Annotated in this window: 10 protein-coding genes; all 10 read right to left on the bottom strand. The window is 59.0% G+C overall.

From position 1 onward, the window contains the following. Positions 1-24: 24 nt before the first annotated feature. The 10 genes from M1D99_RS22060 to M1D99_RS22105 all read right to left on the bottom strand — a co-directional run bounded on the left by M1D99_RS22060 (position 25) and on the right by M1D99_RS22105 (position 14705). A complete protein-coding gene (locus tag M1D99_RS22060) occupies positions 25-762 on the bottom strand; it encodes a cephalosporin hydroxylase family protein (RefSeq protein WP_186704652.1) in 738 nt (245 codons plus the stop codon). 16 nt (positions 763-778) lie between these two features. Beyond that, positions 779-1849: a class I SAM-dependent methyltransferase gene (locus M1D99_RS22065; protein ID WP_434571684.1), complete on the bottom strand. Its 1071-nt coding sequence runs from the start codon at positions 1847-1849 to the stop codon at positions 779-781. Beyond that, a complete protein-coding gene (locus M1D99_RS22070; protein WP_186704650.1) occupies positions 1839-2696 on the bottom strand; it encodes an NAD-dependent epimerase/dehydratase family protein in 858 nt (285 codons plus the stop codon). Before M1D99_RS22070 ends, M1D99_RS22065 begins: the two co-directional genes overlap by 11 nt. Beyond that, entirely contained in the window at positions 2693-3919 is a 1227-nt protein-coding gene (locus M1D99_RS22075) for a methyltransferase domain-containing protein (RefSeq protein WP_434571686.1), read from the bottom strand. The genes M1D99_RS22070 and M1D99_RS22075 overlap by 4 nt, the downstream gene beginning before the upstream one ends. Further along, positions 3916-4476, bottom strand: coding sequence for a dTDP-4-dehydrorhamnose 3,5-epimerase (gene rfbC, locus M1D99_RS22080; RefSeq protein ID WP_434571688.1), 561 nt, complete (start codon positions 4474-4476; stop codon positions 3916-3918). The genes M1D99_RS22075 and rfbC overlap by 4 nt, the downstream gene beginning before the upstream one ends. Then, positions 4473-5546: a CDP-glucose 4,6-dehydratase gene (gene rfbG, locus M1D99_RS22085; RefSeq protein ID WP_434576584.1), complete on the bottom strand. Its 1074-nt coding sequence runs from the start codon at positions 5544-5546 to the stop codon at positions 4473-4475. The genes rfbC and rfbG overlap by 4 nt, the downstream gene beginning before the upstream one ends. Beyond that, positions 5537-6310, bottom strand: a complete 774-nt coding sequence (rfbF, locus tag M1D99_RS22090) for a glucose-1-phosphate cytidylyltransferase (RefSeq protein WP_079305235.1) — start codon at positions 6308-6310, stop codon at positions 5537-5539. Before rfbF ends, rfbG begins: the two co-directional genes overlap by 10 nt. A 214-nt stretch (positions 6311-6524) precedes the next feature. After that, positions 6525-7835: an HlyD family type I secretion periplasmic adaptor subunit gene (locus M1D99_RS22095; protein WP_434571691.1), complete on the bottom strand. Its 1311-nt coding sequence runs from the start codon at positions 7833-7835 to the stop codon at positions 6525-6527. After that, positions 7835-9574: a type I secretion system permease/ATPase gene (locus M1D99_RS22100; RefSeq protein ID WP_434571693.1), complete on the bottom strand. Its 1740-nt coding sequence runs from the start codon at positions 9572-9574 to the stop codon at positions 7835-7837. The genes M1D99_RS22095 and M1D99_RS22100 overlap by 1 nt, the downstream gene beginning before the upstream one ends. Positions 9575-9848: 274 nt before the next feature. Further along, the gene (locus M1D99_RS22105) at positions 9849-14705 is read right to left on the bottom strand and encodes a beta strand repeat-containing protein (protein ID WP_434571695.1); all 4857 of its coding nucleotides are present in this window, start codon (positions 14703-14705) and stop codon (positions 9849-9851) included. Positions 14706-14819: the final 114 nt, after the last annotated feature.

Raw genomic sequence — 14819 nt, forward strand, 5'->3', positions numbered from 1 at the left:
CGCCAATGACTTGAAACGGATGGATTAACGAACCCGACGCAGATAACCGTCTGGAGCAACGGTGATCAGCAGCTTGTTCTGCAATTGCTGGTCAATTTCAAAATCAGCGTTTTCCTCAAGGTATTTCCACACGGCGGTTTTCGGGTTATCGCCAGGGCCCCATGGGCGATCCGGGAAAAAGTCCGCTGGCATGTCTTCGACCACGGTGTCCATCACCACGCAATAGCTGCCCACCGAAACCAGCGGCGCGTACAGGCGCAGCTCTTCGAGGACATGGTCATGGGTGTGGTTGGAGTCGAGAACCAAAATGACCTTTTTACCTTTCGCCGCCGCATGGACCTGCTCGGCAATGGCCGGATCGATGCTCGAACCCTCGATCATTGAGATGCGTTTACTCATCGGATGGCTCTCGATGGCTTCGCGGTTATGGGGACGAATATCCAGGTCGATGCCCAGCACTTCGCCGTGGCCCTGCAACTCCAGCAACGAAGCGTAATAAATGATCGAACCGCCATGGGCGATACCGCATTCGATGATCAGGTCAGGCTTGATCTGCCAGATCAATTCCTGCATGGCCATCATGTCCTGCGGCAGTTGGATGATCGGTCGCCCCATCCATGAAAAATGGTAGCTGTACTTGTGGCGGGCCGATTCGTTGAAAAACGCCTTGGCCAAGCCGACGAGTTTCTGATCTTGGCCCTGACCGGCGATTTCGGTCTGGCATTGGGCTTCGAAAGCTTTATGGATAGTGTTGTCGGTCATTTTTCGAATCTCGTGGTTATTGGAACGAAGCGCTGTCAACGGCGTGGTAGACGTAGCGCCCACCCGTCATCCGCTTGATCTCTTCGAGGTAATTGGAGTTCATTACGAACAGGTTGGCGCCTTCGGGCAGCGCATTCATAGCTTCTTTCGGCGAAGATACCCGGGCGCCCGACAACGGCAGATACCGCCCCTGCTTGGCCGGGTTGATATCCACCACGCAGTCCACTGCAACACCGGCTCGTTGCAGGAATAGCGAATAGATCACGCCCTTGGAGGAAGCCCCCCAGATCGCCGAGCCTTGTTGCGGCGCAGCCTGGACGATCTGCACGGCATGACCGAGGCTGGCGGTGAATCCATCGGGCATTTGCAAGGCTGGAACGGGCTGTTCCGGCTTCAGGCGCAACGTGGCCAGATCGGCAACGATGTACAGGTACTGACCGCCGAACAGATGCCCCGCCTCATGCACCGTGCCGAACATCCGCCGCAGGTCGTCAAGGCGGAAATAATTGACGTGTTCGTAGAACAGGTCGAACCAGGCTCGATGCTCCAGGATCCAGTCCAGGCACGGCACTTCGATGTAAATCTGTCCGCCCTGGTTGGCCGCTGAGATTTCGGCGAGGAAAGCCACCGGATCCTGAATATGCTCCAGCACATGACGCAGCACGACCGCGTCAGCCGAAAGCCCGAGGTCACGGGTAAACGGCGCCTTGATGACATCTGCGTTATTGCCCTCATAGGCCGGGTCGATACCCGTGATTGCGTAACCACGCTCCTTGAGCAGCTCCAGGAAATAGCCTTTGCCGCAACCGACCTCGATCAATTCCTGGCCGCTGAAATGCCGGGCGATGATGCCTTCCACGTCAGCAAGATGTTTCTGAAACTGACCGGAATGGGCCTGTTCATTCTGGTAGTCGCTGTCATAGCTGAGCTTGTCGGCATCGAACGCCTGGTTGAAAACCAACCCGCTCACTTCGTCCTGGACCAACACCATGTCGGCACTCGCCGAGGTTTTGGCTGACTGCTCATCGGCGAAGGTACGGTTCTGCAGAACCGGAAGGCCGGTGGCCCGGTACAGCTCAAGCGTCATGTTCGGCTCCCAACAAGGTTTGCAAACGTTCGGCCACGCCCCAGAACGCCATGGGTTCGTGAGTCGGATAGGGATAGTGGCCCAAGTTCAGGCGAATGGCCGCGCCACGCTCGCGCAGCCGTGCTTCTACCAGCGCGCGAACCGACACCGGTTCACCACTTGAGCAATTGACGACCCCATTGAATTCGCGCTGCGACAGCAGCCCCGCCAGATAAGCACTCGCTGTTTCGATTGCCAGGTAATCGCGCAATTGCTCGCCCCCCGACATATCGAATACTGGCGCCTGGGTATCGATGGCCCGGTCCAGCGCCGCGAGCAGGCTGGTGGGGTTCTGACCGGTGCCGTACAAATAGAACAAACGTGCCCACTGCAAGGTAAACGGGTGCTCGCGCTGCAGGTGTTCAAGAAACAGGCGCAAGGTATTTTTCGCCAAGCCGTAAGGGTTGGCCGGTTGCGGCGCAGTCTGCTCATCGAGCGGTCCGCTCTGCAGGCCGTACTCGAAACAGGTACCTGTGACCAGCACCTGTCCCACACCCGCCACGACAGCCTCTTTGATGAACTGATAATCGGCCATCAAGTTATGTTCGAAATGAAACAGAGCCTGGTAGTTCGGCAGCCCCGGCCACGCCAGATGCGCCAAGGCATCGACATCCTCCACCAATGCAACAACGTCCAGCGCTTCTGCGTAGACATCGGCCGCGACGAATTCAACCTGGTCGAACCAGGGCAACTCCCTGGCCGGCTCTTCCCGGCGCGCAACCGCCCGGACCTGACACCCGCGAGCGAGCAAGGCCGCGACCAGATGACGGCCTACAAACCCGGTGGCGCCAGTTACTAAAACTTTCATAGCAGCGTTAACTCAGGCACCGCGATGACGAATTGCCCACCCCATTGACGAACCTCAACCAGCTGCTGGCTGACTTCGCTCAGCAAATTCCAGGGCAGGACGAGCACGTAGTCGGGTTTCTCTATTGCGATACGCTCAGGCGACACAATAGGAATCCGACTGCCCGGTAAATACTTACCCTGCTTGTGCGGATTGGCATCCGCCACCCACGCCAGCAAGTCAGGCTTGACCCCGGCGTAGTTGAGCAAGGTGTTGCCCTTGGCGGCCGCGCCATAACCGACCACACGCTTGCCATCGGCCTTGGCCTGTAGCAAAAAGCGTAGCAAGCCATGCTTGATCGCTTCGGCGGCTGGCGCCAGGGTGGCGTAGTAGGCGGCGGTTTTCACGCCTGCCTCCCGTTCGGCCTGCAATTGTTGTTGCACTGAAGATTGGACCGGACGCCGGACTCCATCGATCCGCTGGACGAAGACTCGCAACGAGCCGCCGTGGGTCGACAGTTGGCTGACATCGAATACTTCAAGCCCATTGCGCTCGCACAGGGTCTGCACGGACGTCAGCGACAAGTAGGAAAAATGTTCGTGGTACAGCGTGTCGAACTGCTGCCCGGCCATCAATGTGAGCAGTTGCGGAAACTCGAACGTGGCGACGCCGGTTGGCTTGAGCAGAGTGGCAAAGCCGGCGAGGAAATCATTGATGTCCGGCACGTGGGCCAATACGTTGTTGGCCGCCATCAAATCCGCTGCCCAGCCTTCGCCGATCAGTTGCGTGGCCGTTTCGCGACCGAAGAATAACTCACGGATCTCCAGGCCTTTGGCACGGGCGGCCTCTGCGGTGCTGCGTGTCGGCTCGACGCCCAGGCACGGAATACCGCGCTTGGCCACGTACTGCAACAGGTAGCCATCGTTGGCGGCAATTTCCACCACGCGACTGCCGGCACTCAGGTCGAAGCGCTCGACCATCTCGGCAACGTAGCGCTCGGCGTGGGCCAGCCAGGTGCTGGAAAAAGAACTGAAATAGGCATACTCGGCGTCGAACAATGTGTCCGCGCGGGTGTAATCCTCAGTCTGCACCAACCAGCATTGCTGGCATACCGCGACCTTGAGCGGCACCCACTGCTCGGCCTGATCCAATTGGTCGGCCCGCACATAAGCGTTGGATGGCGGCGAAGTACCGAGATCGATCAAAGGCAAAGCCAGGGCAGTCCCACAACCTCGGCAGTTCATAGACGCACTCCAGCGAAACGCTCGTCAAGCAAGGGATGGTTGCTGTCCCGACTCGACAGATTATTGACAGGCAGCGGCCAGGCAATTGCCAGCCGCGGATCATTCACCGACAGGCCACCCTCGTGCTCGGGAGCGTAGTCGGCACTGTGCAAGTAAAGCAGCTCCGCGTCGTCGGTGAGGGTCTGGAACCCATGGGCGAACCCCGCCGGGATCAATAGGCTGCGGCCATCGCCGGCCTTCAGGTGCTCGGCATGCCAATGCAGGAAACTCTCGGAATCGGGGCGCAAATCCACCGCCACATCCCAGACTTCGCCACGCAAGCACGTGATCAGCTTGGCTTCCGGCTGCGCCGCGTTCTGATAATGCAACCCGCGCACGCTACCGCGCTCACGTGTGCAGGAGTGGTTGATCTGGCGGATATGGAACGGCTGGCCAAATGCGCTCAGGCTGCCTTCGCAGAACAGCCGGGCGAAATGCCCGCGCTGGTCTTCGAAGCGTTTGTGCTGGACGCTGAACAGATCGGCCAGCGGCAATGCCTTCAAGGAAAACTCGCTCACAACGCGCCTCGGTACAGGTTCAGTTGACCGAGGGTGACTTGACGCATGTCGTCACCGTTCTGCCACGCCAAATGCCAATCCAGGGTCTGGGCCAGGCATTGTTGCAACGACCAACGTGGCTGCCAGCCGAGCAGCTGCCGGGCGCGGCTGCTGTCCAGGCGCAACAGGCCGGCCTCATGCAAATTGCTCGGTTCGATGCGCAGGCCCGGCGCTTGCGGCCAGCGCTCGGCCAACAGCTGGACGACTTCACCTACGCTGCACATATCGGCTTCACCCGGACCAAAGTTCCAGGCGCCGGCGAACTCTGGTCCCTGCTGATACAGGCATTCAGCCAATAACAGGTAACCAGCCAACGGTTCCAGGGCGTGCTGCCACGGACGAACGGCCTGTGGATAACGCAGCGTCACCGGCTCGTCTGCCGACCACGCTTTAAGCACGTCGGGGATCAGGCGCTCGGGCGCGAAATCACCGCCGCCCAGTACGTTGCCGGCCCGCGCCGTGGCCAGGGCCAAACCATGCTCGGCATAGCGCTCAGCCGAGAAGAATGAGGCGGCATAAGACTGCGCCAGCAATTCGCAGCAGGCCTTGCTGCTGCTATAGGGATCGTGACCGCCCAAAGGCTCGTTTTCGCGGTAGGGCCATAACCATTCCTGATTGGCGTAGACCTTATCGGTGGTAACCAGTACACACGCCTTGACCCCACCCACTTGGCGAACCGCTTCCAGCAGGTTGAGCGTGCCCATGACGTTGCTGGAATACGTGCCCAACGGGTCGCGATAACCTTCGCGCACCAACGGCTGCGCCGCCAGATGCAGGACGATCTCCGGCTGCACGTCCGCCAGCAATTCCAGCAACGCGCCCAGGTCGCGCAAATCACCGCGCCGGTCATCGATGCCCTCGCCCACGCGGGCCAGCTCGAACAGGTTTGGCTGGGTGGCCGGGTCAAGGGAAAAGCCACTGACCTTGGCCCCCAGGCTTTGCAACCACAGCGTCAGCCAACTGCCCTTGAAGCCGGTATGGCCGGTGACCAGTACGCGCTTGCCACGCCAGAACTCCGGATTCAAGACCATTGTTTCCATGGGGCCTCGCCGCTTTGCCACAGGGCTTCGAGGTGGTTTTTATCCCGCAGGGTGTCCATTGGATGCCAGAAACCATCGTGCTGGAACGCCTGGAGCTGCTGCTCGCTCGCCAACGCAGCCAGCGGCTCAGCCTCCCAGGACGTTTGGTCATCGGTGATAAAAGGCAAGACTTTTGGCGAGAGCACAAAGAAGCCCCCATTTATCCAGCCACCGTCACCTCGAGGTTTTTCAGTGAAACCCAGAACGCTATCGCCGTCGCGCTCCAACGCACCGTAACGCCCGGGGGGCTGGACTGCCGTCACGGTGGCAAGCTTGCCGTGAGACAAATGAAAATCCACGAGCGCGCCAATATTGAGGTCCGACACGCCATCACCATAGGTGAAGCAGAACGCCTCTTCATTTTCCAGGTAACGTGCCGCCCGACGCAGACGCCCACCGGTCATGGTGTCCTCACCGGTGTCGATCAATGTCACGCGCCACGGCTCGCTGTAGTTCTGATGAACGTCCATGCGGTTGTTGCACATATCGAAGGTGACGTCAGAGGTGTGCAGGAAGTAGTTGGCGAAAAAATCCTTGATGGCATAGCCCTTGTAGCCCAGGCAAATGACGAAGTCGTGGATTCCGTGGGCGGAATACTGCTTCATGATGTGCCAAAGAATTGGCTTGCCGCCGATCTCGATCATCGGCTTGGGCTTGAGGTGGGATTCTTCGCTGATTCGCGTGCCGAGACCACCTGCCAAGATAACTGCCTTCATCGTCTCCCCTCTTGTTCATCACCGGGCTCGGCCAAGCGTTGTTTCGCTTTGCTGGCGCGGGGATTACACCTTCAATGCCGATCCGAGCGCTGCGACAGGCCGCGAGCGCTCGTTTTATGGCGATATGAGGGGGGCTTGCAGGAAACGCGCCAGCAAATCCTGGTATCGGAAGCTCTAGCGTTCATAACCTTGCCAAGCCACTCAGCGTTAAAAACTAGCCCTCTCTGAATGCTCGCTGGGCATGGTCGCTGATTGGTTTAAGCAAATAAGACATGACGTTTCTGGAGCCGGTCTGAATCATTGACTCAACCGGCATTCCCGGCACCAGGGCAAGCCCTTGCAGTTTTGCCAATTCACTTTGAGGAATCTTGATACCTGCCCGATAAAACCCTACCCCGGTGCGCTCATCCTGAATCAGATCCGCGGACAACCGCACCACGGTGCCGGTCAGTTCCGGCGTGGTGCTGCGGTTGAACGCACTCAAGCGCAAGGTCGCGGATTGCCCGACCGTTAGTTGGTCGATGTCCTGGGCACTGATTTTCGCCTCCACCAGCAGTTCATCGTCGGCGGGTACGATCTGCATGAGCCCCTCGGCCGGTGAGATCACACCACCGATTGTGTGCACGGCCAATTGCTGCACGCGCCCGGCAATCGGCGAGGTGATGTCGATGCGTTTGAGCTGATCACTGGCCGTGATCTCCCGCTCGATCAACTCGCCCTGACGGGCCAGCAAATCCCTCAGCTCTTGAGACACTTCACTGCGGAAAGTTTGGTCAACCTGGAGTCGTTGCAACTCGGTTTCGGCGATCTTGCCCCGGGCCTCGGCAATGGACGCCATCAACTGTCCCCGCTCTCCGCGCAAGCGGGCAATACCTCGAGCCAGGGCGTTAACCCGGTCGAGGGTCATCATGCCTTTGTCGAACAGCTTTTTGACAGCTTGGTATTCGCTATCAATCAGTTCGATTTCCTCAAGCTTGGTTTTTTGCTGGAGGTCGTGGCCGGCAATGGTTTCGTTGAGTTGCTGGACACGCTCGCGCAGTTGCTTCTTCTGGCCTTCCCGGGAAGCGCGGCGGTCGATGAACAGTTGCTGCTCGCTGGCCATGACGGTCTTGGCCTCTTCCACGCTCATACGACTCAGCAGCTCTTTTGGCACCGTCACTTCGCTGGCATTGTCCCGCTCGGCCTCCAGGCGAGCCAAACGGGCCCAGGCCTGGTTCAACGATTTACTGACGATGGCCTGACTGGCGGCAGGCAATGTGGCATCGAGCCGCAACAACACGTCCCCTGCCGCGACTGTCTGCCCTTCCTTCACCAGCAGTTCGGCGACGACGCCGCCGGTAGGATGCTGGACGGTCTTGACGCTGCCTTCCACGGCGACCACGCCCGTGGCGATGACCGCGCCGGACAGGCTGGTGCTCGACGCCCAGGTCAGCCCTCCGCCAAGCAGCACCACCAATGACACCGCCCCCCAACGCAGATGACGGGATAAAGAATCGGTCAGATTGGCTTCTTGATCGGTCTGCATCAGTTGGGTACTCCCAATTCCACGACATTGCTGGCGGGCCGGGGAGCTGGCGCAGGCGGCCTTTTAAGAACGACATCCTTGGGACCGAAAGCTGCCTGCATGCCGTTTTCGAGAATCAGCACTTGGTCGATCACCGACAAGATACTGGTGCGATGGGCAATTACCACCACGATGGCACCACGGGCCTTGAGCGCCAGGATGGCCTTGGCCAGCGCCTGTTCACCTTCGGCATCGAGGTTTGAATTTGGCTCGTCCAGCACCACCAGGAACGGATCACCGAATAAGGCCCTGGCCAGTGCCACCCGTTGTCGCTGACCGGCCGAGAGGTTGACCCCACCTTCTCCCACTTGGGTTTCATAGCCTTGGGGCAGTTGCAGAATCAACTCATGGACCCCAGCCAATTGTGCTGCGCTGACAATCGCACTGTCCGGTGCCGAAGGGTCTAGCCGGGCGATGTTCTGGGCGACGGTTCCGGTAAACAGCCCAACGCTTTGCGGCAGATAACCGATCAAATTGCCTCGAGCTTGTTCGGTCAGCAGATCCAGCGGCGCGCCATCGAGCCGGACATGCCCACGAGCCGGTGCCCAGGCGTTGACGAGGACCCGTGCCAATGACGACTTGCCCGATGCGCTCGGCCCCACCACCCCCACGGCAGTGCCCGCGGCGGCCATGAAATTGATATTTTGCAAGGTCAGGCGCTGCGCGCCGGGCGGCGCGGCGAAAACACTTTCGACCTGCAAGTTGCGATGGGCCGCGGGCAGCTCGGTCTTGCTCTGGGCATCCGGGAACAGCGAGAACACTTCCAGCAGCTTCTTCCAGGCGATTTGGGCACCCAACAGGCTGCGCCACGAGGCAATGACCTGCTCCGCCGGTGCCAGGGTCCGCGCCACAATAATCGAGGCCGCGATCATCGTGCCGCCGCTCAAGTCGCCCTGGATCACTAACCATGCCCCCAAGGCCAGGGCGGCCGACTGAACGACCTGGCGCAAGGTTTTGGAAATGCCACCGTAAAAACCGCCGATGTCGATCGAGCGTCGTTGCAGGGTGATGAAGGTACTGTGATTCTTCTGCCAGATAGTCGACGTATTGGCCAACATGCCCATGGCCATCAGCGCTTCGGCGTTCTGGTGTGCTTGCTGACCCAGGTGATTGCGCTTGTTCAACGCATCGGTCGACGCCTGCATCAGTTTACGGGTTTGCCGGTCAGTGATCAGGGTCAGACCGATGAGGATGATCATCAGGCCGACGGTTAAAAGACCAAAGAGCGGGTGAATATAAAAGCAGACCGCGAGGTAAACCGGCATCCACGGCAAATCGAAAAATGCCACAAGTCCCGGACCACCAATAAAACTGCGGATCTGGTCCAGCTCCTGGGCCGGTTTCAAAGCGTCTCCGGTAATCGGCGTTTTCAGTGAAGCGCGGGCAATCACGTTGAAGACTCTCGAAGACAGCGCCAGATCCAGCGAGGAAGCAATTCGCACCATGACTCGGGAGCGAATGATATCCAGCAGGCCCGAAAGCGCATAAACCCCCAGCGCCAGCAGGCCCAGGGCGACCAGGGTCGGGACGCTCTGGCTGGGGATGACTCGGTCGTAGACTTCTAGCATGAACACCGGGCCAATCAGCGCCAGGATATTGATTACCCCGGAAAACAGCGCGGCGCCTATCAGCCCCCGGCGCAATGCCGATTTCAATGGAGGCGCGACAACAGGCGCACTGACAGCCTTAGGGGTTTTCAACTGTTATCCATCCCTTGGTTTTTATGACATCCATGTCACCAGTCAATACTGACTTGATGACAGAGGCCGTATGGAAACTTGACGCTCTTCGAGCGCTTTGCGCTGGGCTGCAAGTTCCGCACCAGACAGCCCGCCTACGGCAGGACTCGCCTGCGCAAGATTGCGCCCAAGCTGCGGGCAAATAAAAACGCCTCTGGGTCAATAAGACCCAGAGGCGCTCCTATAGCCTTGCTCTTGATCAAGCTCCCCGGGCAAGGGGGAGCATGCGCAGGTGTTATGCGGGGATCGTAAAGACATCTCCATTGGACGTATGGAACTGCTCGATGGTGTTGAAGCCCGCGTACCAGTCCTGCAGCTTCACGCCCATGTCCGAAAGAGGTCGGCCTGAATGGTAGCTGGAGGTGTTGAAGATATAGGCATCATTGCCACTTCGTACGGTCGTTATCGTGTCCATCGACTCCATTCCGTTCAGCATCACCCGGTCAAATCCTCCTGTGCCGTCATCCTTGATCGTGACCTGGCCGTAAGTATCAATGACGTAAGTATCGTCATCCTGGCCTCCATTGACGAACCCCTGACCACCTTCGGCGACAGTCAAAGTGTCATCGCCTGCCCCGCCCAATAAGCGGAAACCATCCCCTTTGCCCAACAGAATATCGTTGCCGGCCCCACCGTCAGCAGTGCCACTGAACACCGCGATACCGTCGTTGCCAGCCTCGCCATAAGCCACTGTTCCGGTGTCCAGGCTGGCCGTGGTGATCGCATCATTGCCGAGGCCGCCATAGAGCTGGTCGGCCTGGGCAACGTTGGTCGAGCTACCGGGAAGCATCGGGCCCGTAGCCGTGTACAAGCCGCCATAGATGTAATCGGCGCCATCGCCCCCGTAGATGGTGTCGCTGCCCAGCCCGCCCTCCAGCCAATTAGCCTGGCTGTCTCCTGTCATGGAGTCATTGAACTGGCTACCCATGACCCGCTCGATGTTAGTCAGCACATCGCCCTGGGCGTCGCCTCCCTGGTGAATACCCGTCTGAAGGTTGATATCCACTGCGGCAGCACTGTTGATGTACCAGGCCTGGTCCACACCATCGCGACCATCGATCACATCGGCGCCCGCACCGCCAATAAAAATGTCGGCTTTAGCAGAGCCCAACAGGGTGTCATCGAAGCTGGAGCCCTGATAGATCTCGATCGCGGTAAACGTATCGCCCGCCGCATCACCGGCATTCACATTGGTTGTCAGGTCGATGGTCACCGCACTGGAGGACTGTTCATAGCTGGCCAGATCAGTTCCCAACGCGCCATCCACGCCCATCGCTTGCGAACCGCCAATGAAGGTGTCGTTAAAGCCCGACCCTCGTAGCGTTTCAATCTCCTGATAGGTATCCCCAGCCGCAATGCCTGTATGGACGCCTGTGGTCATGTTGAGAGTGACCGCTACCCGACTGTCACCATAGCTGGCCACATCAACGCCTGCACCGCCGATGAGTTGATCTGCACCAGCGGCGCCGAACAGTACATCGTTACCGCCACCACCGATGATGATGTTATCGCCGGTGTTGCCGTACCCTGTGAATGCCACCGTGCCAGTGTGGGTCATCTTCTCAATGAACGGGTCCATGGTGAAGATGGCCTGGCTAGTAAATACTTCGTCGAAGCCGCCATCGGCCAGCTCGACCGTCTTGTTCCCGCTGGTGTTGACAATGTAGACGTCGTCACCGAGCCCTCCTTCCAGCGTTACAGCCCCCCAGGCACTGGTGAACGTGTCATTGAACACCGTACCGATAACCTTTTCGATACCTTCCAGCGTGTCGCCCTCGGCATCACCGCCAATCCCAGGCAAGCCTTTATAGGCCCGAATATCGACATTGATCGCCTCGGCCGACGTCGAGTAATCCACCGTGTCTATTCCCAGACCACCATCGAAGCCAATCGCCAGACCGTCCGCTACAAAGGTGTCGTTGTAACTTGAGCCGCGGATCACTTCGATGCCGGTAAAGGAATCACCAACTGCAATACCCGAATAAACTCCGGTTTTGAGGTTGATGTACATGGCCTCGCTACTGTCGGTATAACCGGCCACGTCCAGCCCCGAGCCACCGAAGAACTGGTCGGCTCCGTCACCGCCGAACAGCACGTCGTTGCCGGCGCCCCCGATAATGATATTTTCGCTAGCGTTGCCATAGGCGGTGAAAGCGGCCGTGCCGGTGTAGGTCAACTTCTCGATGAACGGATCCATCCTGTAGCTGGCCTGGTTGGTGCGCACTTCGTCGTAGCCACCATCGGCCAACTCGATCGTCTTGTTGCCGCTGGTATTGACGGTATAGAGATCGTCCCCTGCCCCGCCTTCCATCGTCACGGCTCCCCAGGCACTGGTGAACGTGTCATTGAACGCCGTACCGATAACCTTTTCGATCCCTTCCAGCGTGTCGCCTTCGGCATCACCGCCAATCCCAGGCAAGCCTTTATAGGCCCGAATATCGACATTGATCGCCTCGGCCGACGTCGAGTAATCCACCGTGTCGATGCCCGCGCCGCCGTCGAAGCCAATCGCCCGACCGTCCGCCACGAAGGTGTCGTTGTAACTTGAGCCACGGATCACTTCGATGTCGGTAAAGGTGTCGCCAGTGGCGATGCCCGAGTGAACACCCGTCTTGAGGTTGATGTTCACCGCCACCTTGCTATCGGTATAACCGGCCACATCCAACCCCGCGCCGCCGAAGAGCTGATCGGCGCCGTCACCGCCGAACAGCACGTCGTTACCTGCGCCGCCGACGATGATGTTGTCGGTGACACTGCCGTAAGCAGTGAAAGCCGCTGTGCCGGTGTAGGTCAGTTTTTCGATGAACGGGTTCAGGGTGAAGGTGGCCTGATTAGTGCGTACCTCGTCGTAGCCGCCGTCAGCCAACTCGATCGTCTTGTTGCCGCTGGTATTGACGGTATAGAGATCGTCCCCTGCCCCGCCTTCCATCGTCACGGCTCCCCAGGCACTGGTGAACGTGTCATTGAACGCCGTACCGATGACCTTTTCGATGCCCTCCAGCGTGTCGCCCTCGGCATCACCGCCGGTACCTGACAGGCCTTTGTAATTGCGGATATCGACATTGATCGCTTCGGTCGAAGTGGAATAATCCACCGTGTCGATGCCCGCGCCGCCGTCGAAGCCAATCGCCCGACCGTCCGCCACGAAGGTGTCGTTGTAACTTGAGCCGCGGATCACTTCGATGTCGGTAAAGGTGTCGCCAGTGGCGATGCCCGAGTGAACACCCGTCTTGAGGTTGATGTTCACCGCCACCTTGCTATCGGTATAACCGGCCACATCCAACCCCGCGCCACCGAAGAGCTGATCGGCGCCGTCACCGCCGAACAGCACGTCGTTACCTGCGCCGCCGACGATGATGTTGTCGGTGACACTGCCGTAAGCAGTGAAAGCCGCTGTGCCGGTGTAGGTCAGTTTTTCGATGAACGGGTTCAGGGTGAAGGTGGCCTGATTAGTGCGTACCTCGTCGTAGCCGCCGTCAGCCAACTCGATCGTCTTGTTGCCGCTGGTATTGACGGTATAGAGATCGTCCCCTGCCCCGCCTTCCATCGTCACGGCTCCCCAGGCACTGGTGAACGTGTCATTGAACGCCGTACCGATGACCTTTTCGATGCCCTCTAGCGTGTCGCCCTCGGCATCACCGCCAATCCCAGGCAAGCCTTTATAGGCCCGAATATCGACATTGATCGCCTCGGCCGACGTCGAGTAATCCACCGTGTCGATGCCCGCGCCGCCGTCAAAACCGATCGCCCGGCCGTCCGCCACAAAGGTGTCGTTCAAATTCGAGCCGCGGATCACTTCGATGTCGGTAAAGGTGTCGCCAGTGGCGATGCCCGAGTGAACACCCGTCTTGAGGTTGATGTTCACCGCCACCTTGCTGTCGGTATAACCGGCCACGTCCAGCCCCGCGCCGCCAAAGAACTGGTCGGCGCCGTCACCACCGAACAGTACATCGTTGCCCACGCCGCCGATGATAATGTTGTCGCTGGCGTTGCCGTACGCGGTGAACGTCGCTGTGCCGGTGTAGGTCAGTTTTTCGATGAACGGGTTCAGGGTGAAGGTGGCCTGATTAGTGCGTACCTCGTCGTAGCCGCCGTCAGCCAACTCGATCGTCTTGTTGCCGCTGGTATTGACGGTATAGAGATCGTCCCCTGCCCCGCCTTCCATCGTCACGGCTCCCCAGGCACTGGTGAACGTGTCATTGAACGCCGTACCGATAACCTTTTCGATCCCTTCCAGCGTGTCGCCTTCGGCATCACCGCCAATCCCAGGCAAGCCTTTATAGGCCCGAATATCGACATTGATCGCCTCGGCCGACGTCGAGTAATCCACCGTGTCGATGCCCGCGCCGCCGTCGAAGCCAATCGCCCGACCGTCCGCCACGAAGGTATCGGCAGCACCTGTGCCACGAATCACTTCGATGTCGGTAAAGGTATCGCCAGTGGCGATGCCCGAGTGAACACCCGTCTTGAGGTTGATATTCACCGCCACCTTGCTGTCGGTATAACCGGCCACGTCCAGCCCCGCGCCGCCAAAGAACTGGTCGGCGCCGTCACCACCGAACAGCACATCGTTGCCCACGCCGCCGGTGATGATGTTGTCGCTGGCGTTGCCGTAACCGGTAAAGTCTGTGCTGCCGGTGTAGGTCATGTTTTCAATGAAGGGGTCCATGGTCATCAACTTCCAGCTGGTACGCAGCTCGTCGATGCCACCATTGTCTTGCTCAATTATTTTCACGCCACTTGTGGCGACGTTATAAACATCGTTACCGGCGCCGCCTTCAAAAGTAGGGCCACCAATCGCGCTCGTGAAAGTGTCATCAAATGCCGTACCGATAACTTTTTCGATAGCGACCAGCGTATCGCCTTCGGCATCACCACCGACACCAGCCCGGCCGACACCGTTGCGAATATCAATGTCGATGCCAGCCGTCGAAGCGGAATAATCCACCGTATCGGCCCCCGTCCCCCCATCCAGCCTGTCCGCCCCAGCGCTACCCAGGAGTACATCATTAGAGGCCAATCCATAGACCTCGTCGTCATCACTGCTCCCGGCCAGTGTATCCACGCCGCTCGTTCCATTTATCACTGCCATTTGCTTCTTCCTTGCTCTGTTGAGAAAACGGGTATTTTTTCAAGCAGCATTGGATAAAACCGCTCGCGATCAAAAAAACTCATCTGCCTTTATCGGCTTGTGGGCATGGAGATT

The sequence above is a fragment of the Pseudomonas sp. R3-41 genome (assembly GCF_054161485.1).

Excerpts from the sequence above, each read along its gene's own strand:
- M1D99_RS22060 (WP_186704652.1), bottom strand. The coding sequence starts at position 762 with ATGACCGACAACACTATCCATAAAGCTTTCGAAGCCCAATGCCAGACC.
- M1D99_RS22065 (WP_434571684.1), bottom strand. The coding sequence starts at position 1,849 with ATGACGCTTGAGCTGTACCGGGCCACCGGCCTTCCGGTTCTGCAGAAC.
- M1D99_RS22070 (WP_186704650.1), bottom strand. The coding sequence starts at position 2,696 with ATGAAAGTTTTAGTAACTGGCGCCACCGGGTTTGTAGGCCGTCATCTG.
- M1D99_RS22075 (WP_434571686.1), bottom strand. The coding sequence starts at position 3,919 with ATGAACTGCCGAGGTTGTGGGACTGCCCTGGCTTTGCCTTTGATCGAT.
- rfbG (WP_434576584.1), bottom strand. The coding sequence starts at position 5,546 with ATGGTCTTGAATCCGGAGTTCTGGCGTGGCAAGCGCGTACTGGTCACC.
- rfbF (WP_079305235.1), bottom strand. The coding sequence starts at position 6,310 with ATGAAGGCAGTTATCTTGGCAGGTGGTCTCGGCACGCGAATCAGCGAA.
- M1D99_RS22095 (WP_434571691.1), bottom strand. The coding sequence starts at position 7,835 with ATGCAGACCGATCAAGAAGCCAATCTGACCGATTCTTTATCCCGTCAT.
- M1D99_RS22105 (WP_434571695.1), bottom strand. The coding sequence starts at position 14,705 with ATGGCAGTGATAAATGGAACGAGCGGCGTGGATACACTGGCCGGGAGC.